This window comes from Butyricimonas hominis, assembly GCF_014287455.1.
In the GTDB taxonomy this organism is placed as follows: Bacteria; Bacteroidota; Bacteroidia; order Bacteroidales; family Marinifilaceae; genus Butyricimonas; species Butyricimonas muris.
In genome coordinates, this window is sequence record NZ_JACOOH010000005.1 from 68930 (window position 1) to 88909 (window position 19980).

24 protein-coding genes and 1 pseudogene are annotated in these 19980 nt (G+C 44.7%); 3 read left to right on the forward strand and 22 right to left on the reverse strand.

Features of this window, described 5'->3' with window-relative positions:
• Nucleotide 1 precedes the first annotated feature (1 nt).
• The 3 genes from H8S64_RS11740 (at nucleotide 2) to H8S64_RS11750 (ending at nucleotide 3231) form a co-directional block, all read left to right on the forward strand.
• Entirely contained in the window at nucleotides 2-1774 is a 1773-nt protein-coding gene (locus H8S64_RS11740) for an AAA family ATPase (RefSeq protein WP_057328986.1), read from the forward strand.
• Between the two features lie 17 nt (nucleotides 1775-1791).
• On the forward strand, nucleotides 1792-2250 hold the full coding sequence (locus H8S64_RS11745; protein WP_016662247.1) for a tellurite resistance TerB family protein: 459 nt from the start codon (nucleotides 1792-1794) through the stop codon (nucleotides 2248-2250).
• A 366-nt stretch (nucleotides 2251-2616) separates the two neighbouring features.
• Nucleotides 2617-3231: a hypothetical protein gene (locus H8S64_RS11750; RefSeq protein ID WP_016662248.1), complete on the forward strand. Its 615-nt coding sequence runs from the start codon at nucleotides 2617-2619 to the stop codon at nucleotides 3229-3231.
• 106 nt (nucleotides 3232-3337) lie between these two features.
• On the opposite strand, the gene H8S64_RS11755 is transcribed toward H8S64_RS11750, so the two are convergent.
• The 22 genes and pseudogenes from H8S64_RS11755 to H8S64_RS11860 form a co-directional block, all read right to left on the reverse strand.
• Nucleotides 3338-4348 carry a site-specific integrase gene (locus tag H8S64_RS11755; protein ID WP_255469516.1) on the reverse strand — a complete coding sequence of 337 codons (1011 nt, stop codon included), beginning with the start codon at nucleotides 4346-4348 and terminating at the stop codon, nucleotides 3338-3340.
• Between the two features lie 14 nt (nucleotides 4349-4362).
• A complete protein-coding gene (locus H8S64_RS11760) occupies nucleotides 4363-5199 on the reverse strand; it encodes a helix-turn-helix domain-containing protein (protein WP_186976226.1) in 837 nt (278 codons plus the stop codon).
• A 227-nt stretch (nucleotides 5200-5426) separates the two neighbouring features.
• Nucleotides 5427-6794, reverse strand: a pseudogene (locus H8S64_RS11765) (TraG/VirB4 family ATPase); the annotation flags it as partial.
• Between the two features lie 113 nt (nucleotides 6795-6907).
• Nucleotides 6908-7204 carry a DUF4133 domain-containing protein gene (locus H8S64_RS11770; protein WP_172275396.1) on the reverse strand — a complete coding sequence of 99 codons (297 nt, stop codon included), beginning with the start codon at nucleotides 7202-7204 and terminating at the stop codon, nucleotides 6908-6910.
• Between the two features lie 11 nt (nucleotides 7205-7215).
• A complete protein-coding gene (locus H8S64_RS11775) occupies nucleotides 7216-7593 on the reverse strand; it encodes a DUF4134 domain-containing protein (RefSeq protein ID WP_186976228.1) in 378 nt (125 codons plus the stop codon).
• Nucleotides 7594-7650: 57 nt separating this feature from the next.
• Entirely contained in the window at nucleotides 7651-7977 is a 327-nt protein-coding gene (locus H8S64_RS11780) for a DUF4134 domain-containing protein (protein ID WP_172275394.1), read from the reverse strand.
• A 1-nt stretch (nucleotide 7978) separates the two neighbouring features.
• A complete protein-coding gene (locus H8S64_RS11785) occupies nucleotides 7979-8425 on the reverse strand; it encodes a hypothetical protein (protein ID WP_186976229.1) in 447 nt (148 codons plus the stop codon).
• Between the two features lie 244 nt (nucleotides 8426-8669).
• Nucleotides 8670-9557: a DUF8464 domain-containing protein gene (locus tag H8S64_RS11790; RefSeq protein WP_186976230.1), complete on the reverse strand. Its 888-nt coding sequence runs from the start codon at nucleotides 9555-9557 to the stop codon at nucleotides 8670-8672.
• 44 nt (nucleotides 9558-9601) lie between these two features.
• Nucleotides 9602-10702, reverse strand: coding sequence for an AAA family ATPase (locus H8S64_RS11795; protein WP_186976231.1), 1101 nt, complete (start codon nucleotides 10700-10702; stop codon nucleotides 9602-9604).
• Nucleotides 10680-11054, reverse strand: a complete 375-nt coding sequence (locus H8S64_RS11800; RefSeq protein WP_483416223.1) for a helix-turn-helix domain-containing protein — start codon at nucleotides 11052-11054, stop codon at nucleotides 10680-10682. Before H8S64_RS11800 ends, H8S64_RS11795 begins: the two co-directional genes overlap by 23 nt.
• Before the next feature lie 171 nt (nucleotides 11055-11225).
• Nucleotides 11226-11984 (reverse strand): hypothetical protein, encoded by a 759-nt coding sequence (locus H8S64_RS11805; protein ID WP_186976632.1) that lies wholly within the window; start codon nucleotides 11982-11984, stop codon nucleotides 11226-11228.
• Nucleotides 11985-12062: 78 nt separating this feature from the next.
• The gene (locus H8S64_RS11810; protein ID WP_186976233.1) at nucleotides 12063-12518 is read right to left on the reverse strand and encodes a thioredoxin family protein; all 456 of its coding nucleotides are present in this window, start codon (nucleotides 12516-12518) and stop codon (nucleotides 12063-12065) included.
• Between the two features lie 12 nt (nucleotides 12519-12530).
• Nucleotides 12531-13571 (reverse strand): ACR3 family arsenite efflux transporter, encoded by a 1041-nt coding sequence (gene arsB, locus H8S64_RS11815; RefSeq protein ID WP_186976234.1) that lies wholly within the window; start codon nucleotides 13569-13571, stop codon nucleotides 12531-12533.
• A gap of 16 nt (nucleotides 13572-13587) precedes the next feature.
• Nucleotides 13588-14043, reverse strand: a complete 456-nt coding sequence (locus tag H8S64_RS11820; protein ID WP_186976235.1) for an arsenate reductase ArsC — start codon at nucleotides 14041-14043, stop codon at nucleotides 13588-13590.
• Between the two features lie 21 nt (nucleotides 14044-14064).
• Nucleotides 14065-15063: a hypothetical protein gene (locus tag H8S64_RS11825; protein WP_186976236.1), complete on the reverse strand. Its 999-nt coding sequence runs from the start codon at nucleotides 15061-15063 to the stop codon at nucleotides 14065-14067.
• A gap of 6 nt (nucleotides 15064-15069) precedes the next feature.
• Nucleotides 15070-16410, reverse strand: coding sequence for a permease (locus H8S64_RS11830; RefSeq protein WP_186976237.1), 1341 nt, complete (start codon nucleotides 16408-16410; stop codon nucleotides 15070-15072).
• A gap of 9 nt (nucleotides 16411-16419) precedes the next feature.
• Nucleotides 16420-16656: a thioredoxin family protein gene (locus H8S64_RS22570; protein WP_243634967.1), complete on the reverse strand. Its 237-nt coding sequence runs from the start codon at nucleotides 16654-16656 to the stop codon at nucleotides 16420-16422.
• Between the two features lie 170 nt (nucleotides 16657-16826).
• Nucleotides 16827-17534: an aromatic aminobenezylarsenical efflux permease ArsG family transporter gene (locus tag H8S64_RS11840; protein ID WP_117865875.1), complete on the reverse strand. Its 708-nt coding sequence runs from the start codon at nucleotides 17532-17534 to the stop codon at nucleotides 16827-16829.
• 5 nt (nucleotides 17535-17539) lie between these two features.
• On the reverse strand, nucleotides 17540-17974 hold the full coding sequence (locus H8S64_RS11845; protein WP_186976239.1) for a nitrophenyl compound nitroreductase subunit ArsF family protein: 435 nt from the start codon (nucleotides 17972-17974) through the stop codon (nucleotides 17540-17542).
• A 10-nt stretch (nucleotides 17975-17984) separates the two neighbouring features.
• Nucleotides 17985-18491, reverse strand: coding sequence for a TlpA family protein disulfide reductase (locus tag H8S64_RS11850; RefSeq protein WP_186976240.1), 507 nt, complete (start codon nucleotides 18489-18491; stop codon nucleotides 17985-17987).
• 59 nt (nucleotides 18492-18550) lie between these two features.
• Nucleotides 18551-18877 carry an ArsR/SmtB family transcription factor gene (locus tag H8S64_RS11855; RefSeq protein WP_186976241.1) on the reverse strand — a complete coding sequence of 109 codons (327 nt, stop codon included), beginning with the start codon at nucleotides 18875-18877 and terminating at the stop codon, nucleotides 18551-18553.
• A gap of 153 nt (nucleotides 18878-19030) precedes the next feature.
• Nucleotides 19031-19927 (reverse strand): permease, encoded by an 897-nt coding sequence (locus H8S64_RS11860; protein ID WP_186976242.1) that lies wholly within the window; start codon nucleotides 19925-19927, stop codon nucleotides 19031-19033.
• Between the last annotated feature and the right edge of the window lie 53 nt (nucleotides 19928-19980).

Below are 19980 nucleotides of genomic sequence, written 5' to 3' on the forward strand. Positions count from 1 at the left end.
TATGTTTACACTTGCGAAGAGACAACAATTAGGTAACTACATAATCACCTTTCAAGTCAAAGAAGGTGATTATGCAGAAACCTATCGCGTGAAAGACGCTGATGGGAAAAATCGCTTTCTCAAACTCATCAACTGCGCCAAACTACATCGTACTCAATTTGATGCAAACGGTAATATATTGGAGGTGCAGATTGCAAAGACACTTAATCATCCTAATGTCGTCAAATACCACGATAACGGTGAGGTCGTTTTAGATGGTCGCAAATTTGCTTATATCGTATTCGATTATATCAGTGGTGAAACGGCTTCACAGTACATTGCTCGTGAAGGGAGTCTTAGTGTATATGATGCAAAGACTATCGTATTAGGCATCCTTAATGGCATTAAATTCCTTCATACGCAACAAGAGCCGATTATGCACAACGATTTGACTATCCAAAACGTCATGCTGGATATGTCGAAAGGTACTAACGTACCTCGCATTATTGACTTCGGCTATGCTCGTTACCTATCACAAGGTTCTTCTTCCTTTAATAAAAACGGGTTATCTCCTTTTTATTTGGCACCCGAAGCATTGAATGGTGTGTTTTCGGTAAAGTCAGACATCTTCTCAAGCGGTGCGATACTTTATAATCTTATATTTGGTATACCACCATATTTTGTTGACTTGTCAGATTGCAAGAATGATGCTACTGCTCAACGCGAAAAGATTGATGCTCAAAGAGAATTGCCGCTTCATATTCCCGATAACGATAAATTTGAGCTTGATGAACAAATTATGAATATAATGCGGAAAGCCCTTGCATCTGACATTGAGGAGAGATTTGAATCGGCAGATGAGTTTATTCGGGCTTTGAATGGCGATATAAAAATCGCTCGTATTGACAATCAAAAGAAAGCCAAAAGTGGGAAGACTCCTACAAAGAAAGTTTCGTATTCAGTGCCAAAAGGGAAAGGCTTTTCCGCCATTGCTGGGATGGAAGAACTGAAAGAGCAAATGCGCGTAGAAGTGATAGACGCTCTTAATTCGCCAGAGGAGTATGCGAAATATGGCTTGACAATTCCTAATGGGATGCTTTTATACGGTCCTCCCGGATGTGGTAAAACCTTTTTTGCAAAGCATTTTGCTGAAGAAGTCGGTTTTAATTTCATGCTAATCAAGCCAAGTTCTCTCAAAAGCCGCTTCGTAAATGCGACTCAGGAGAATATTGCTCAGATGTTCAAAGATGCTGAAGAAAATGCACCTACCATCATTTTCATTGATGAAATGAATGAATTGGTACCTAACCGTGACAGCGATGTACACGAGATGGCGCGTAGTGCTGTCAATGAAATGCTTGCTCAAATGGATAGAACAGGAGAACGTGGTGTATTTATTATTGGGGCAACTAATTATCCAGATATGATCGACCCTGCGATACTTAGGGCTGGTCGTCTTGATAAAAAATATTATATTGGCACTCCTGATTTCAAGGCTCGTTCCTTAATGTTTGAACTTTACCTGAAATCAAGACCGTATGATTTCGGTTTAGATTATGAAAAGCTTGCCCAACTGACAGAAAATTATGTTTCTGCAGACTTGGAAATGATAGTCAATGACGCTTCACGAATAGCTCTGCGACAAAAATCAAGAATTACAATGGTTATTCTTGAAGATGTTATTAGTAAAACCAAACCGTCATTGACAAAATCCGAACTTGACAAATATTTAAGGATAAAAGCGGCAATGGCTGGTGAACAAATACAACAATCACGCCGAAGAATCGGTTTCTAAATAAAAATGCTACGAATATGAAAACAAATGAATTATATCTCAAAACATTGTTCTGTTGCTGTGCTTGTGATGGAGAAATCGCACAAGAAGAAGTGGATATGATTAAAGAATTAACCGAAAATAGTACCCTTTTTCAGGAGATTCAAGTAGAATACTCAATTAATGAGTATGTCAATCAGATTAATAGTCAAGGAAAAGCCTTTTTGAAAGATTACCTTAGTGAACTTTCAAATACAGTTCTTTCCGATGATGAACAAATCACACTAATTGACCTTGCCATAAAAATGATAGAAGCAGATAAGCAAGTCCTTTATTCAGAGGTTAAATTTTTCAAGAAAATCCGAAGCCGAATAACTGTAAGCGATGAACAGATTCTATTAAAATTATCTGGCATAGAAGATTATTTACAACCTGACATTTGCGCTGAAAATAAAGATTTCGAAGATGTTGGAGGATTTAAACAAATATCTTTCTAATAATATGGGTGAATGTAAACCATTGATTCAAGTTCAGACTTGCGCAACAAAAAGAGTTGATAGGGAAATTCATCATTCCGTGGTAGGGAGATGTAGAGGGCGGAACTGAAATCACGCAGATATTACAGCCCATACCTCTATTCTCGAAAATCAAGTAAAATAACTGGGGCAAGAAGAAACAGACTGTCATTGCAAAACTGAAAGCATTCTTCGATAGGTTCTTTGATATTTCGAGAGGAACATTCAATGTTGTGAACTGAATATTCCGTCTAATGCTGCATTGTTCAAAATCATAAACGGGTAAAAAATAGAAAGATACATGTGGAATTTTCTGTCTTTTTTGTAACTTTGCAAAAAAGACAAATTATGAATACCTCATTTTGGGAGTCAAATTTATTTCAAACGCTCGTGCTGATTGTTACCATTGGGGCAACAATCGGCATCGCATTATGGCAGTTTTATGCCCATAAGCGAAAGGAATTGAGAAACGCAGTGTCAATCTTGTTGCTTCAGATAAATGACATTGAGAAAAACATTGAGTATATATTATCTGAAGGGCTTATAAACGGCTGCATCCAAGAAGTGCCGATTCATTACTCTACTATAATTTTTGAAGAAAATCAGTGGAATAAATACGCTCACAGTGTTGTCGGGCACATATCTCAGGAGGCATTTGAAAAAATTGATACCTTTTTTAAGGTTGCCCAAAGAATACGTGAACAACAGATTTATATCAAACAAAAAATACAATTGTCAACAGAAAATAAAGCCTATTATTACTATAGTGCTGTGTATAACCAGATAGTTATTACAGGTCAACCGCTACAAAACATTCAATCAATTGTCGACAGGTTCAATGAGTCGATAGTGCCATCGTATATTCAGAAAGAATTGGCTTTGGGATTGGAGAAGACCTTGAAGCAATATCATAAATTGTCAGATGGTATCGCTTATACGGAATTAGTCAAACTAAAGCAGTGATATATTGAAAATATTTGCTAACTTTGTAATTAGGAAAAGCGTTCTTTTGAATTACTGCAAAACGAGGTGAAATACAGAATTTTGCTGGTTTCTAAATCGTTACCTATTAAGCTGCGAAAAATTGCAAGTGCTTGAATTTTAACAAGAAAGAAAATTCGCCATGTCTTGCGCAGTGGAACGTGATGTGCTTGGTGATTCCGGCAGACTTGATCCAGTCCTTGAGATAGAGGGGAAGGATTGTCTTCGTCAGCCCCTCAAACACCTGTCCCTCGCCGCGCTCGCCGCATAGTGCGAGTGCTTCATCCGACAGCGGCAGCACGGCTTCCGTCTTGGTTTTCTTGGTGACGATGTGCATGCACCAGCCGCCGTCAGCTCCTCTTATGATGTTCTCCCATTGCAGACGGATGATGTCGCTGATGCGCAGACCCGTAAGACAGGAGAACAGTGCGGCACTCCGTATAACAGGTTTCTCGCAGGGAGTGGCGGCAAGCATCCTCACCTCTTCAAGCGTCAGGAACTCGCGTTTTGTGCTTGACTCCTTGGCGTGCTTCAACCGTGGGGCGATGTTCTCCTTGATGCGTTTCTCCTCGTATGCGATGCGGAGGACGCATTTCAGCTTGTTGAGGTTGTTGTTGGCGGTCGAAGCCATCATCTTGCCCTTGGTTGGAGTGGTGAGCGACAGCAGATAGGTGAGAAATCCCTGGCAGAAGTCAAGCGTCAGATTGTCGAAGGTGCAGCTTCCGCCGCAATACTTCTCGAAGTGCTTGTAAGCGGTATTCCAGTTGCGGTAATTGTCGTCGTCCGCCATCTTTGAACGGAAATACTCAAGAAAACTCTCCTTGCCACGGTTGCGGTCGAGAAATCCGTATTCCTCGTTGATGATGGCTTCGGTTCTGCGGCATTTGACAAGCTCGGCATTGCGGAGCATGGTCTTGTTGAACTCAGCCTCGAATTTGTCTTTCGGGTCGGCATAGATGTATATTCCCAGATACTCCCGTCTTGTCGGCTTTCCTGTCTTGGGATGCCGTATAGCCGGGTAGAAGTCAAGGTAAAGCGACACCTGACCGTTCTTGATGGGTCGCTTCCTGACCGTCACTTTCGTGCAGATGTTTGTCATATCGGTTGTGATTTTTAATTGTTGTCTGATTCATTGTCCGGCTCTCTCTTGGCTTTCGTGCTTGCGCTCTTTCGCTCCGCCACTTTCCGTGCCTCGTCCCAGTCGGCTTTGAGGTAGTAGAGGCGGTTGCCGTGGATGCGCTTCGTCCTTACCCCGTGGGTGAGCGCGAACCTGCGGACTTGGGTTTTGCCCAGACCGAACAGGCGCATGATGTCGAAACAGGAATACCAGTGTTCCGACAGGTTGCTTCCCAGCCGTTCCGCTTCCTGAGCCATAGCCTTGTCAACCTCGGCTTTCGGGAAGCACTTGGTGGCGTTGGCTTTGACACAGGGTATCGAGTAGCGCATACGGAGATTGTAAAATCGCCCGTAGGTATAATTGAATTTCTGGCATATCTCAGCCATAGTATAAAGGTCGCCTCCGGCACTCTCCCTGTCCGTGAACGTGTCGCGCACGGACTGCTTGTAGTTAGCCGCCGGAATGAGCTGCCGTTTCGGGCTACCCTTCGCTTTCTTCTTTCCCTCCTTTTGGGAAAGGTCTTTTTCAGTGTTCGGTGTATCTTCGTTCATCTTCTTTTTTGTCTTTTTACCCTGCCTGGCGAAGATTGACACGCTCCGCTTGCAGTAGGTTGTCTCTCTAATCATCAGAAAGAAATCCTCCTTGGTGATGATCGTGATGTGGTATGTCAGTCTGCAAGCCCGTAGAGTGCCTTTATAAATGAGGTTATACACTGTCCGGCTGCTCACTTGCAGGATGTCCGCCACTTCCCCGATGGTGAGGAAAGGCTTGTCGGTCATGCCCCGGTCATATCCGGGCTGACCTGTTAAATTGTGTTTAATTTGACGGTCCATTATCGAAGAAATTTGTTGCACGCTCTTGAAAGCTGTTGCACGCTGCTGAAAGGAAGTCGTGCCGTGTGACCCCTCTCGCGTGGTACAATCGCGGTACAAAAATACTCCGAAAAGGACGAATCGCCAACAGGCGAAAATCTCGTTTGTTAAAATCTATTAGCTGAAAATCAAGGTATTATAACGCTGATTTTTGCAACCGTTTGTCGCCGTTTTGCCCTCCGAAACTCCATGTGGAACGACTTTCCGCTGCCCGAAGGCCCTAAACAGAAGAAGTTTGAGTTGTCAGTCAGCTTGTTCTTTCCCTCTTTTCCCGTGATATCAATCGCTACCGGCACGCCCTGACGGTCGGTATAGTACACTTTCAGCGGTGTCTCCTCGCTGTGCTGGATGCGTTCCTTGTACATCAGACATGTCGCTGCGTCGCCGAGCGTGAGGAAACGGTCATACTCCTCACTAAGGGAGTAACAGTTGCCGGGAAATCCGCCCACAAACAGTTCTAATTGATTGTAGGCTCGTTTGCTGATGTGGATACCCATGCGCCCGAATGCGTTTTCAAGGTGATTCGTACACTTTTGCAGGTCGGCATCGGCCGGTACAGCCACCACCATGCTGAAATGGCTATACACAAGCTGCTTACTCTCACGGGCGATGACCTCCTGAACACGCTTGATGTCCTCGACAGCCATCTGGTTGTTCGGGTTGGGGATGCTCGCATGACGGTTCTTTTTCTTATCGAGCAGCGACAGCTCCCGCTTTTGGTTGGGCAGGAAGATGATTTGGTTATAAACCACAGTCTCGGCGTTCGGTATGCTGTCCACCACCGACACCAAATCCACCGGCATTTCGGTATTGTTTACCTCAATATTCGTGTAGGGACGGATCAGCGATGGGAGTGCGGCGCAGTCCACGTCCACGAGGCTGTACACTTTGCAACGCTTGTCGCCCATAGAAACAGTCTCATCGTCCGCCTTGAAGTTCGTCATCGAGACAGTGCGGTCGTTGAAATTCATGGCGAAGTAGCGATCCACATACTCGCTCGCTTCGGCTTTGTTCAGGAATCTGGCCTGCACACCGCTGTCACGCAGTTGGTCGTGTACCTTGCGGATTTTCACAAGGAAGTCACGCCATTTCTTGTTGTCGAACGAGAAAAGACGGCTTTTCTTAGCCTCCTGCGTGATGGTCAGGTAACAAAGGCTGTCCGTGTATTGGCGGCCACCGAAATAACGGAAGTAAGACGCCGAGAGAAATTCTCGTTTGCCGTCCGTTTCATTCGCAAAGCGTTTCCTGACGAAAATATCCTGTTTGTGAATGGCGTACCCTTCGCCCAATGTCTGCGCAAGGGCAGTGAACAGGTGCGTGAACTCGTAGTAACAGTCGATGTCCGCTGAATACTTCTGCACCGGATTCTCTATTTTCAGTACGGCGGAATATTCGCCGGTCTTGGTGTACAGTACGCCCACACCGTCCGTCTCTTCCGCCGAAAAATAGATATCCTGAAAGATTCGCTTGCGCTTGCCGCCTGTGCCGAACGCATAGACCGATACGGCCATGCCGATACACAGTGCGATAAAGGCTGTGATAATGTATAGGGTCATTTCGATATACGTGTAATTAAAAATAGGGGCAGGTTCGCCTTGCCTCAAGACAAACCCGCCCGCGTTCAACAATCAATATAGCCATGCACATTGCCGTGATGGTTTCTCATTCGTCAGATCTTGCGCGAGTGGGCATAGACGTACACACCCGGTGCGATCTTCTTGCTGTGCAGTCCTTTCCGCTGTTTGAGGATGATGAGCACGATGCCAGCCGATACGACGGCTGCCAGCACGACAAGCCCGGCAACGAACCCTATCAGGCAGTAGGCGGCGACGAAGCCGACAATGGCTCCGCACGTTGTCGCTGCCGCCCAATAGATGTATCGTCCTTGAATGCCCAGAAACTCAAGAGGCCGTTGCAACCCCTTGAACAGCGGATAATCCGGATAACGTTCGTCCTTGCCTTTCATCCTTTGTTAGTTTAAGCGGCAATACCGAAGAACAGGGGCAACGCCTTGGCTGCCGCAATCAAGAAGATACAGGCTCCCACGACCATCATGATCTTTTTCTTGACATCTTGCTCTTCATTATTCATGGCGATGTACACGCTTATTGCGCCCACGATGGCCACGACGCCGGCAATGGCGTAACAGAGTTTGACCATAATAGGCACGTACTTGGCAATCTCCTCCGCAACGGTGGACAATGCACTCGTACCGGCGGAGTAGTCGCCAGCGGAGTTCTGTGCCATTGCAGTCGTGCCGGATAGCAGCATGAGGGCGAGCATCTTTACCTTGGTGGAGATTCCATTGATGAATCTCATTGCCTTTCGGCACATTCGTTTGGTTCTTTGAAACATACGTTTACTGTTTTTAGTGAATACTTTTATTTATCTGTGACCGTCATACGGTCGGAGTTATATGCGGTAGCCGAAGAAGGCCGGGAAGACTACAAATGCACCGATAAGGAACAGGCACGCACCCACAAGTGTCAGTATTGATTTGGTGATGCCATCCTCGCCCGTGTTCATCTTGACATAAATCTGGAAACAGGACACGATGACATAAACTCCGGCTATGGCGCAACAGATGTACTGGACGTACAGCATCATCGTCACCACGTAGTCGTGCATCGTAGCCAGCGCATCCGCACCCCAACTGTAGTTTACGCTACCGCTTTTGGCGGAAACCGTGTAGGGGAGCGTGAGGCACACCGCACATAGTATCTTCTTAGCTTTCGACATTTCACAACCTGTCTTGAATTGGGTTCCACATTATTTCAGGCCGGTTGTCCACCCGTCCTTTGGCAATCATCGCCTTGTACATCTCTTCCGATGTACGTGCGTCAGACAGGTAAGGCACGGTTTCTTCCATCCGTTCCTCTGCTTCGGCTTTCAACCGCTCCAATTTTTCCTGCGCCGCAGTCGGGTTGTTTGCGCTTTCTTCCTGCTGTACTTCCGGAACGGTAGCTGTGCTTTCAGTGTCGTAGCTCTCGCTGCCGATACTGAAGCCCGTTTCACTCTCCGTGACAGCGACGCTTTCTTCTTCGTCCTCCGGTGCGCCGATGTCGAAAACTTCCTCGTCCTTCTTATCCGTTCCCTTTTTTCCATAAAGGTCATGCGTGATGACAGCGGCGTAGTAGATGGCGTAAGCGACTGTCAGGACAAGGGCAAAAATGAAATATGAGTTCATATCTTTTAGTATGGATATTGAAATTTATATTAGTATGATTTTGCAAAGGAATACACGAAATATTGAACTATAAAACAATTGAACAATAAACATATATTCTATTAGCAAGATTTGAGTAAAATCTTAAAATCGAACTATTAAATCGTACTATATACATATTTCACCATAGAAAAAAGGAGGAATGGGAGGGCATAAAAAAAGCCCTCACGATGGAGGGCTTTGAATGGAAAATGGCGATAAGGCATCAACGTTTCTTTCCGCGCAGATAATCGTTCAGGTCTTTGTATTCCGCATAACGACCGGATTCGTCATTGGCACGTCCGTCATACATGCCGGCAATGGTTTCGGCGGTTTTCTGCCCGGCAAGATCATTGTCGAGGTAACAATGTATGTACGAATATTCTTGCAAGTGTGTCAGTGCCTTTCTCAGGTTGTTTACCGAGTTCATCACAAGATAGTCGCACGGCATATCAATACACACCGTATTGTCTCTAATCTGCTTCAGCGTCAGATAGGAAAGAAAATCCATGAACCCCTCGAAGACACAGACCCTTTCCTGCGTTTCTTCGCTCCGGTGTCTTATCAATGAAATATCCTTGTTGTTCAAACATCCTTTATAATATGCGTTACGCACCTCGTAACCGCCGGAGACATTGCCGAACGCAAGAGCGAAATAGTGCCTTTGGCGCAGTTCATAATGCACCTCACGGCAGAACATCCGACCGATGTCCGCATCGATCAGCCGGGACTGGAGGTAAGAAAACAGTGCGTGGTGGCGCAGCGGAACCACGATTACATCTTTCATTTCCGCTTCCACCGGACGGGACGGAGCGGTCGGCACATGAATGAACGGTAGCGGTGCGGCCTTTGCGTGCCTCTCGATGAATGCCAGCACCTCGCTCACGTTGTTCGTTTGATACAGGTGCTTCCCCAGTTCCACCAGGTCGCCACCGGTAGCCTCGCCGAAATCATACCATTCATTTATCTGGTCATTCACCTTGAATGACGGGGTACGTTCTTCCCGCAATGGCGAGAGATACCAATGCTGCCCTGATTTTACATATAGCGCACGGTGGCCGAGTTGTGCCAAGAAATCCACAATGGGTATTTGTTTTGCTTCTGCTATGGTCATGTCTTTTTCTTTGCATTATATCCGGTATGTATTTGCATACGGTCTCATTCTTCATCAAAAAGCATGACCTCGGCAGGTGTCATGTCATTATAAAACAGCTTGTCCCGTTTGATGATGAGTTTGAGATTATCGGTCAGGTATTGCAACAGCTTCACCATGACACTGCGTCCCCGTTTGAATCCGATAGCCGCATAGGAATCCATGAGAGCCTGCAACATATTCTCGAAACCTTTGATGGGTTTGTCGCCAAAAGCAGCGGCAAGGGCTTCCCTGTGTTGCTCCAAGGATAAATCCATAAAACTCATCCGGGATTTCTGTTTTATATCGCCATTAAACGAATGGTGTTCCGCTATGACAGGCAGCCCGTTGTCATCAACGGTAAAAGCAAAGGGTTTGAACTCTTTTTCACGGATATGCAGCGCGTGGACTTCGCTGACACTCGGATTGTCATTGCTTTTGCTGATGACCAATACGGTTTCCGCTTTGTTACTCATCTCCGTGCCTATATGTCCCCGGACATTATTATCCCCTTTGTTCAAATGGAGCACGCAGTGGATATGCAGGTCGTATCGGGAAGACCACTCCATCATCTTGTTGATGACTTCCACCGATTCACCGGTGCTGTTGATGTCAAGCATCAGGTCGCGGATGCCGTCGATGATGACCAGCCCGTAGCCTTTGTTCTGACGCAACGCATAGTCTATGACCTCGATGCGCACTGCCGGCGTATATTCTCTTAGGCAGATAAAGTCGAGATTCTCATTATCTGTCTTCGTGGGCAGTCCGGCCAGTCGTAAGATGCGTTCTAAAACCGTATGGCAGTGAAAGCGGCTCTGTTCCGTATCGACATACAAGATTCTGCGCTTCCCCTCTGGTAGGTGTGCCCGGTAGTTCAACACCTGTCGTCCAGCCAGTGATGCAGCAACAAGAGCAGAGACATTAAATGTCTTTTTCGATTTGGCTTTACCGGTCGATGCACTAAAATTGCCAAGGGTGGCTATCGTCGAATTATCTATCCAAATGATCTGTGGGGGCGTTTCGTAGGTGTCGGTAGCCCTGATTTGGGAAGCGGCAAGAATATCCAGCAGTTTATGCTCCTCAAGCCCTGCACCTATGCTGTAATCAGTCCTTCTTTCGTTTTCCATAGCGTCTTTGCTTTAAGAATGGTTGTGTTGTTGCGGCCTCGGTAGCCATACGCATTGCATCATCTGCTGCCAGTTCATGGTTCTGCAGGAGCCATTCGTCCAATTCTTCCTTGGCGAAGTAGATCATCTTGCCGCGCGGTTTGTAATGCGGAATCTCTTTGTTGGCCGTGAGCTTGTACAGCATACTGTCGGAAACACCGATATACATGCAGGCATCCTGAAACGTAAAGACCCGTTTGGTCGAATAGATGCTTTGCTCCAACAAATCCATCCGTTCCAAGATATTTTCAACCGGTTCCAGCTTCTTGAGAACCGACTCAAGGGCGGTAATTCGTTCGCTCATCCGCTCCATGAAAGTTAGTCTGTTCGACATATGTTTTCAATTAAAGTTTGACAATAGAATTGTATCTCCGTTATCAGTGCGTCGATAACGGAGAACAAAGGTATGATATGTCGATAAAGGATAGGAAATTATCAGCATGATACTATGCAAGTATCACGCTAACTCTCATTCTTTTATCTTTCACATGGTAAATTTATTCTCACTTTCTTTCAACTGGCCGATGGCTCGTCGAATGCTATAGGTGACCGCTGTCTTGTTGTTTCTGACTGCGGAAAGCGCAGACGAAAGATTGGATGCGGTAATAAACCGTGAGCCATCTTTGGATTGCAAGAACCGTCCTTTGTCAAGAACGGATTGCCAGCGGGATTGGATGAACGAGTTTTCGAGAAGCGCATCGAATAGGATAACCACATGGCGGAGATTGTTCACCCGGATATAAAAGCCCTCTTTGCAGGAAAAGAGAGCCTCCATATCCTCGATGCGGAGCATCGAAACGCAAAACAGATGATAAGTATTGGCACAAGACACAATACCTGTCATCTGTTCTTGAGTGAAGTTGCAGCCGAAAGAAAGTGGCGGGGTATCTGCCACCTTATCAGTATGATGCCCAACCGGTGTCGGCAACGGCCCCGATCTGTCATACCTCCTTCGCAGTTCCATACATTTCTCGAATGAGAAATCTGATGCTGTAAAAAGAGGTTCGATAAAGTGAACGCATTCTGTCAGCAGTCCCTTGACGATGTGGATGTTCATTTCGTGGCAGTTCCTACAAATTGCATTATCGCAATTGATGTACCGATGACTGTTGATGAAATCATCCACATAGCGGCTGTACCGCTTACTATCCGAAATCACATCTCGAAGATAAAGTTCTCTCGCTTTGGAGAGTAACTCAAATAGTTCTTCCGCTACATCCTGTTCAGTAGCGAAGTGAGCCAGGTGTTGCTTCTCTTCAAAAAAAGAGAAGACTTTTTGATTTGTTCTTTCATATTAACTTACTTATGAGATTGTTCCCATTTACTTGAAGTGATTTGATAAATCATCTGCAGACAAATACCCATTGTGCCTGAAATATTCTTTTCCTTTCTTATCGAGTAGAACCTGCGTGGGTATCGTTACGATTCCAAAGTAATCGACCAATTCCCTGTTTTCTTTTTGGCTTACATTTATAAATACCACCTTTACCCGGTTACTGTATTTTTGCTTAATTTCAGCCATAACAGATTCCATTTGGCGGCAGGAATTACAACCAACCGAACCAAATTCGAGAAATGTACATTCGTATCCTTTCGTGTTTTTGCTATAATCATATTGTTCCGAAATGATATTTTCAACAATACTCTTTTCTTCCGGTTCCATTCCATTCGTCATGATACGGGAAGCATATCGGGTCAGACTTCCCCGAAATAATATTATGGAACAGAATGATATAAGGATAAGAATTACTGGGATATAGCAACTGTATTTTCTCATGGAATATCTTTTTTACTTGAAATACTGACGTGTATTATTCGCAATCCTAACTAACAACAGCATAACGGGAACTTCGACCAGTACACCGACTACGGTTGCCAGTGCCGCTCCTGATTGTAAGCCAAACAGCGAAATCGCAACAGCAACCGCCAGCTCGAAGAAATTGCTTGCTCCAATCATTCCGGCAGGAGCGGCAACATCGTGTGGCAATTTCAGATACCGACTCCATCCGTATGCCACGAAAAAAATCAATATGGTCTGTACAATCAACGGTACGGCTATCAGTAATATATGTAACGGATTGGCAAGGATTGTTTCCCCCTGAAAAGAGAAAAGAATAACAAGTGTAAGCAGTAGTCCGATGATGGTTACTTTATCGAATTTGTGAATAAAAACATTGTTGAAATAATCAATGCCTCTCTTTCGGACTACACATATACGTGTCACGATACCTGCTGCCAGCGGAATAACTACAAACAACAAGACAGAGAGCAGCAAAGTAGCCCACGGAATAGCCACTCCGCCCACACCGAGTAACAATGCTACGATAGGGGCGAAAGCTACCAATATAATCAAATCATTCACAGCTACCTGTACCAGCGTATAGGCAGCGTCTCCTTTCGTCAGATAACTCCATACAAATACCATCGCCGTGCAAGGAGCCGCTCCAAGCAACACAGCTCCCGCCAGATATTGATCTGCGAGGTCGGCAGGTATCCAGTTCTTGAAAAAGACGAAAAAGAATACCCAAGCAATAGCGAACATCGTGAAAGGTTTTATTAACCAATTCGTGACGCATGTCACGAGGATGCCTTTGGGACGTTTACCTACATTCTTTACACTCTGAAAATCCACTTTCAACATCATAGGGTAAATCATCAACCAAATCAACAAGGCGATGGGAATGGAAACATTAGCGTATTCCCAGCGTCCTAATACATTGGGAAGAGCGGGGAACCATTGTCCTACTGCAATACCTGCTATAATGCACAACGCTACCCAAAGTGTCAGATAACGTTCAAAAAAACCTATACCTTCTTTTTTCTTACTCATATTTGGATGTCTAATATTAACAATTTCCTCCGCAGGTACATTTCGGAAGTTCCTTTTTCTGAATCTCTGTAATGTAAAACTCTGCGAATTTCTCTCGGATTTCATCTCTTACACGACGAAATTTGTCGGTTATTTGTTCATCCGTACCTGTGGCTGTTGCCGGATCATCAAAGCCGATATGCAGACGATGGCGTACATTTCCCGTAAACATCGGACATGATTCATGCGCTCCGCCGCAAACGGTTATCACATAATCCCATTCCTGATGGAGGTATGTGTTTACATGTGTTGGCACATGCGAACTGATATCTATTCCGACCTCCTTCATTACTTCCACAGCTTTGGCATTTACTTGTGTTGCCGGAGCTGTTCCTCCCGAATATACTTTGATATTTCCATCAAATGATTGTAAGAAACCGTGTGCCATTTGGCTGCGGCAACTATTTCCTGTACAAAGAATCAATACTTTCATGACGTTCAAATAATATAATTTTCAAATTTTACACTCGACGCTTAAAAGCAGAAAATTCTCTCGTTTACCCTTTGAGGATTTCCAGCTTTGATAGTTCGGTGATATTCTTATCTGCCTAATGGGAGAATATTCAAATCCACAAATAATGGCGTGTCCCTCGTTATCATATTTCATATTCCCGGCGGTATCAAAATAGTCAAAGCGACCATAAATGTGCATCTTTGGCGTTATATTGATTGTAGTGTAAGCAGAGTATCCATTCGCATCCTGTTTAGAATCGAATTTATAATTAAAGACTCGGTTATACTCCGCTCCAATGGAAAAATATTGATTCTGGTAACCTACGAAAGTTGCGAGAGAATATTGATCTTTCTGAATAATATCCTCGTCAGTTAAAAACTTAGGTATATTGTATATATCTCCGTACAATCTGAATATAAGACCATCTATCGGCTTTACAGTTACACCTGCGCCATATTTGTAATGATTGTCCATATTCTTAAACTTACGACCTTCGCCATTCGTCAATGCAATATCAGCAGATATAACCGGAGAAAATTCATATCCGGCTACTACACCTATATCCTCACAAAATGCAATTCCATACTCTTCCTGAAAAGACTTAAAAACATATCGGTGTCCCCAGAAATTTTCCTGTTTGGAAAATTGTTTTAAGTTTACCAAGCCGGCTGACACGAAAAAACCATATCCTCTCCAATCCACCTGTGCGTTTTTCAAATATCCGTTGAATTTGGTATTCCCGTTATCATCGCTCTGGGTTTCTACGTTCATTACAACTTTGGCGGAAAAACCTTTGGCAAAAAATCCTTCATACCCGACAAAAGCACGGTCAAGATTAAATCCGGATACATTATTGACATTTCCCAATTCGGCTTTATAATTGGTAAATACCGTCAAGATAGGCTTTCCTGTAATCGGAAAGGTTTGTTCCGCCTTTTGAGCGGAACAAACCTCGATTCCAATAAATAGACTTATGATGAATAGAACTATCTTTCTCATTGCAAATCAAAAGAAATTGCCAAATACAAATCCTGAAACTGTTGCCATGACGATAACGAGCGCCACATACACAACCGTCTTCTTTGTTCCCAATACGCCACGGATTACCAGCATATTCGGCAACGACAACGACGGACCTGCCAGTAGCAAAGCCAAAGCCGGCCCTTTGCCCATACCCGAAGCCAACAGACCTTGAATAATAGGCACTTCGGTCAAAGTGGCGAAATACATGAATGCTCCGGTAAAGCTGGCGAAGAAGTTGGACAACAAGGAATTGCCTCCGACGGCCCATTCTATCCAACTGTTCGGGATGATACCGGCGATAGCCGTATTGTCATGCGTCGAACCGAGCAGGAAGCCCGCCGTTACCACACCGATAGCCAGCAACGGCATTATCTGTTTGGCAAATCCCCACGAAGCGAACGCCCATTCCCGATTTTCTTCATCGCACTTATCAAACAAGAGAATGACGGAAAGAGCGGTAATCGCTACAATCATCGGCACAAGCGGAACCAGTTTCGCATTGCCGATAAACAGATTAGCAAGGAGCGCAGAGATGGCTGTCACGACTGCACCAAGCACCACCCACAGAACACGAAGTTTCAAGATCCTGACAAGCGACCAGCACAGCAGGAGCGACAATGCCCCGACAATGTACCATTTGTAAGTGAAGATACCGTACCACAGTCCTGTATCGGAAGCCGCCGGTGCGCCCCAATTCGCAAATACGAGAATGAGAACCAGTGTAAAGAAATGGAACGAAGTCTGCCACATCGGGCGTTTTTCGGCCGGCGGAACGATATTCATCTGTTCCTCTTTCTTGGCTTTCTCTTCCTTGCGGAAAATGAAAGACATCGCCAATCCTATAATGACGGAAAAAAGTACAGCACCGATTATTCGTGCAACGCCCATTTCAAAACCCAGAATCCGTGCCGTCAAGATAATCGACAGGATACTGATTGCCGGACCGGAATAGAGAAAGGCGATAGCCGGACCCAATCCCGCTCCCCGTTTGTAGATACTCGTAAAGAGCGGCAGAATGGTACATGAACATACAGCAAGAATACCACCAGAAACGGCTGCAACCGTATAGGAGATCCATTTCTTGGCGTTCGCACCGAAGTATTTAAGCACGGAACCCTGACTGACAAATACGGCAATGACACCTGCAATAAAGAACGCTGGAAGCAGACACAACACGACGTGTTCCTGTGCATACCATTTTGCAAGGTCAAGGGTAGCATCAACGGCTGTCATAAACCGTTCGCTTCCGAGCGGAAGGAAGAAGACCGCCGCGAAAACTGCGATCATCCAAAAGAGGATTTTTAATTCTTTCCTTGTATCCATAGCCACATCTTATATGCCAAATATTTGTTTTATCTCACTCTCTGAAGGAACGTGTCCTTTTATTTTCACGGTTCCATCCACTACGACTGCGGGGGTTCCCATGACATTATAGCTCATGATTTCTGTAATATCCTCGATTTTCGTGAGCTTCACATCGAGATTGTTCTCGTTGATTACTTTCTCGATAACCTGATAGGTTGTCTTACATTTGGCGCAGCCCGGCCCCAGTATTTTTACTTCTTTTATGCCCGTTTTTGTCGTAGCTGCATTGTCTCCGCAACAACAAGAGGCTGTCGGTTTCTCGACTTCCTCTATAATCAGGTTGTCGCCACATGAACAAGAGCAAGGCTTCGGAGAGAATAACGATGCCCAAAATCCCTTTTTGTTTTCTTTCTTGTTTTCCATATTCTTACCTTTTATAAATACATAACCACACAATAATATACACCGATGGCCGTAAACACGCCTCCGACAATCCAATTCAGCCACTTTTGAATCGTCTGCATCTTACCGTAAAAGCTACCGATGTGCTGTACGCTGAATGCTAATATCCAAGCAACTATCAAGACAGGCAATGCGGTAGCGACAGCGAAAAGCACAGGCAACAGATAGCCTGCGGTTGCCGTTGCGGACATTGGAATCAGCATACCGAAATAGAACACGCCGCTGGTCGGACAGAATGCCATCGCGAACAATATTCCGAGCAATAAGGCGCCCCAGCCGCCCTTACGAGCCAGTTCCTCACCGTTACCTTTGAAACCGAAAGAGGGCAGTTTGAGTTTGCTGCCGAACAACATGAACAAGCCGATGCACAGCAAAGCCGGCCCAAGAATGAGTTCTCCGTATTTCCCGATAAACTTCTGGATACCGAACAGGCTTGACCCTTCTCTCAATACCAAAATCAACACGACACCCAATACCGTATAGGCAATGACACGACCGAGCGTGTACAAGAGTCCGTTTCGGAAAATCCGGCGGCGATTTTCAATGTCTTTACTGATGAATCCGATAGCGGCTATGTTCGTAGCCAAAGGGCATGGAGATATTGCCGTGAGCAACCCCAATAGGAATGCAGTCAAAGCAGGAGTTGTGCTGCTATCCAACAATGTCTGTAACCATTCCATAAGTTCTATTTTAATGACGTTTTGACTTTTTCAATCACTCCGCTCTTGAACGTATCGGGGGCAGTTCGAGCATTGGCGAAGGCGTACTCCGTCAGATTTTCATGCGTCTCTTTCCCATCTTTCCATTTGCAGACGAAAAGAGACGACCAAGTAACCTCATACTTTTCGGCAATCTTCTCGTTCTCGGCTTTGGAAATGTCGATTGACTTGAAAACGACCGTTCCGTTTTTCAGTTCATCGGCAAATTGTGCCTCTACCGCTTCTTTGGCATTCTTTTCTATCGCCATACAGGTAGCGCAACGCTGTTTGCCGTGAAAATAGAGAACTTCCACACGGTCTTTTTGTGATTGTTCTTCTGTTGCCTTGTTACTTTTTGCATTGCTGTTACCACAGGCAAACATTCCGAGGCACATGGCCATCATTAACATTACTTTTTTCATTTTTCTTGTTTTAATTGGTTTTATTCATTTCAGTTATCAATTCGTCAAAATATATGGCGGAATCCAATGTTCCGTTCGTTACCTTGCTTCGGTATATGATTTTTCCAAAAGAATTAACAGCTACCCATTGTGGCGGCATTGTGATATGATATATTCTGGCTAAATCTCCATTTTTATCCATAACAACATCCCATACCCAGCCATTACTGCCGACTATCGGCTTGACTCGTGATGCAGTACGTTGGTCATCAACAGAAACCAATACTATTTTTATCGGTTTTTCCGAATTATCATATTCCTGCCAGACTTCATTCAATTCATCTATCATTGTGATATTATTGGGGCAACAGGTTTTCCAAAAAACGAATAGCGTAACTCCTTTTTCAGAAGCATAGTCCGAGAGCGAATGAGTACGACCTCTCAAATCTTGTACGGAATGTTCCGGCCAGTGATTTTGAGCCATTCCCGTAATTGTTGCCATTACCAATCCAATTGATAAATAAAATGCCTTTTTCATTGTATTATAGATATTTGTATTTCGTCAAACTACGAACATTGATTCCAAAAAAATTGCTGCTATTCGCAACAATTTCCTTTTTTATACATACATTGCCCGAAAAAATCGGAAAAAAGCATAGACGCTACTTCCCAATTCTCCCGATTGATACAATACTTTACTTTCGGTGTTTCTATCTCTCCCTGTATCAGTCCTGCATCTTTCAACTCTTTCAGATGTTGAGAAACTGTCGCTTTCGAGATAGGCAACACTTCGTGGATGTCGCCGAAAAAACAGCAACTCTGCCCCGCTAAAAACTCAAGGATAGCCACTCTTGCCGGATGCCCCATCGCTTTGGCAAAACGTGCAAGTTGTTCCTGTCTTGTTGTATATTCTTTATTTTCCATCTTCACTGTTGTTTGTTGTTCGCAAAATTACAAACATCCCTCAAATGCACAAAATATTTCCGGCACATTTTTTTCAAAAAGCCTAAAATTATTGTTCCAAAACCAAGTTTAGGCTTCACAATCCGTATTATGGCTATTTGCTGGCAAGCCAAACTATAGCAAAATATTGAATAGATATCCCGATATTACAGCAGTCAAAAAGATTGCAGTAATGATAGCGGCAACCAATTTCTTGCGGAAAATACTTGCAAGCATCGTCATTTCGGGAATAGCCATACCAGCACCTCCGATAATCAGAGCAATGACTGTACCGATACCCATTCCCTTAGACATCAATGCCACGCCAATAGGAATAGCCGTTTCTGCACGTATGTAAAGCGGAATACCCAGTACTGCTGCAACAGGGATGGCAAAGATATTGTCCGGCCCGGCGATTTTCAATACGAAATCCTGCGGCATATATCCATAAATGCCTGCACCGAGTGCGACACCAATCAGCAAGTAACCCATGATAGGACGCAGACTTCCCCAAGCACCGGAGAATGCTTCTTTCAATTTTCTTTTCAGCGGCCATGCCCGTTTATTTTCACCCGGTTCATCGGTTCCGCCTTTCAACCGGACATTCTTGACATATTTCTGCATCCCTGCTTTTTCAAGCACAAAACCAAACAATACCGAGGCTATAAACGCAAGGATAAAATAGGTTATCATTGCCTTTACACCGACCATCGCTCCGAGCATACCGATGATGATAGGATTAAGCAACGGTGAGGCAATCAGGAACGACATCGTGCTGCCGAAAGGTACACCGGCATTGAGAAACCCTACAGTCATTGGTATAGTGGAACAAGCGCAGAACGGTGTCAGCGCACCGAATCCGGCTGCCATCACATTACCTAAAATGCCGCGTCCAGAAAGCCATTTCTTGATTTTTTTTTGTGGGATGTACATCAGGATGATTTCCACTGCCGCGCTGATCAGCATGAACAGCGCGATTAGCTCAAACGTGATGAATACAAAGTATTCTAATGTTACAATTAAAGAGTTCATGTATGAATGATTTTATGAATTAAAAACTAAATCAGATTGAATTATTTGTCATT

Excerpts from the sequence above, each read along its gene's own strand:
- H8S64_RS11740 (WP_057328986.1), top strand. The coding sequence starts at position 2 with ATGTTTACACTTGCGAAGAGACAACAATTAGGTAACTACATAATCACC.
- H8S64_RS11745 (WP_016662247.1), top strand. The coding sequence starts at position 1,792 with ATGAAAACAAATGAATTATATCTCAAAACATTGTTCTGTTGCTGTGCT.
- H8S64_RS11750 (WP_016662248.1), top strand. The coding sequence starts at position 2,617 with ATGAATACCTCATTTTGGGAGTCAAATTTATTTCAAACGCTCGTGCTG.
- H8S64_RS11755 (WP_255469516.1), bottom strand. The coding sequence starts at position 4,348 with ATGACAAACATCTGCACGAAAGTGACGGTCAGGAAGCGACCCATCAAG.
- H8S64_RS11760 (WP_186976226.1), bottom strand. The coding sequence starts at position 5,199 with ATGGACCGTCAAATTAAACACAATTTAACAGGTCAGCCCGGATATGAC.
- H8S64_RS11770 (WP_172275396.1), bottom strand. The coding sequence starts at position 7,204 with ATGAAAGGCAAGGACGAACGTTATCCGGATTATCCGCTGTTCAAGGGG.
- H8S64_RS11775 (WP_186976228.1), bottom strand. The coding sequence starts at position 7,593 with ATGTTTCAAAGAACCAAACGAATGTGCCGAAAGGCAATGAGATTCATC.
- H8S64_RS11780 (WP_172275394.1), bottom strand. The coding sequence starts at position 7,977 with ATGTCGAAAGCTAAGAAGATACTATGTGCGGTGTGCCTCACGCTCCCC.
- H8S64_RS11785 (WP_186976229.1), bottom strand. The coding sequence starts at position 8,425 with ATGAACTCATATTTCATTTTTGCCCTTGTCCTGACAGTCGCTTACGCC.
- H8S64_RS11790 (WP_186976230.1), bottom strand. The coding sequence starts at position 9,557 with ATGACCATAGCAGAAGCAAAACAAATACCCATTGTGGATTTCTTGGCA.
- H8S64_RS11795 (WP_186976231.1), bottom strand. The coding sequence starts at position 10,702 with ATGGAAAACGAAAGAAGGACTGATTACAGCATAGGTGCAGGGCTTGAG.
- H8S64_RS11800 (WP_483416223.1), bottom strand. The coding sequence starts at position 11,054 with ATGGAGCGGATGAGCGAACGAATTACCGCCCTTGAGTCGGTTCTCAAG.
- H8S64_RS11810 (WP_186976233.1), bottom strand. The coding sequence starts at position 12,518 with ATGAGAAAATACAGTTGCTATATCCCAGTAATTCTTATCCTTATATCA.
- arsB (WP_186976234.1), bottom strand. The coding sequence starts at position 13,571 with ATGAGTAAGAAAAAAGAAGGTATAGGTTTTTTTGAACGTTATCTGACA.
- H8S64_RS11820 (WP_186976235.1), bottom strand. The coding sequence starts at position 14,043 with ATGAAAGTATTGATTCTTTGTACAGGAAATAGTTGCCGCAGCCAAATG.
- H8S64_RS11825 (WP_186976236.1), bottom strand. The coding sequence starts at position 15,063 with ATGAGAAAGATAGTTCTATTCATCATAAGTCTATTTATTGGAATCGAG.
- H8S64_RS11830 (WP_186976237.1), bottom strand. The coding sequence starts at position 16,410 with ATGGATACAAGGAAAGAATTAAAAATCCTCTTTTGGATGATCGCAGTT.
- H8S64_RS11840 (WP_117865875.1), bottom strand. The coding sequence starts at position 17,534 with ATGGAATGGTTACAGACATTGTTGGATAGCAGCACAACTCCTGCTTTG.
- H8S64_RS11845 (WP_186976239.1), bottom strand. The coding sequence starts at position 17,974 with ATGAAAAAAGTAATGTTAATGATGGCCATGTGCCTCGGAATGTTTGCC.
- H8S64_RS11850 (WP_186976240.1), bottom strand. The coding sequence starts at position 18,491 with ATGAAAAAGGCATTTTATTTATCAATTGGATTGGTAATGGCAACAATT.
- H8S64_RS11855 (WP_186976241.1), bottom strand. The coding sequence starts at position 18,877 with ATGGAAAATAAAGAATATACAACAAGACAGGAACAACTTGCACGTTTT.
- H8S64_RS11860 (WP_186976242.1), bottom strand. The coding sequence starts at position 19,927 with ATGAACTCTTTAATTGTAACATTAGAATACTTTGTATTCATCACGTTT.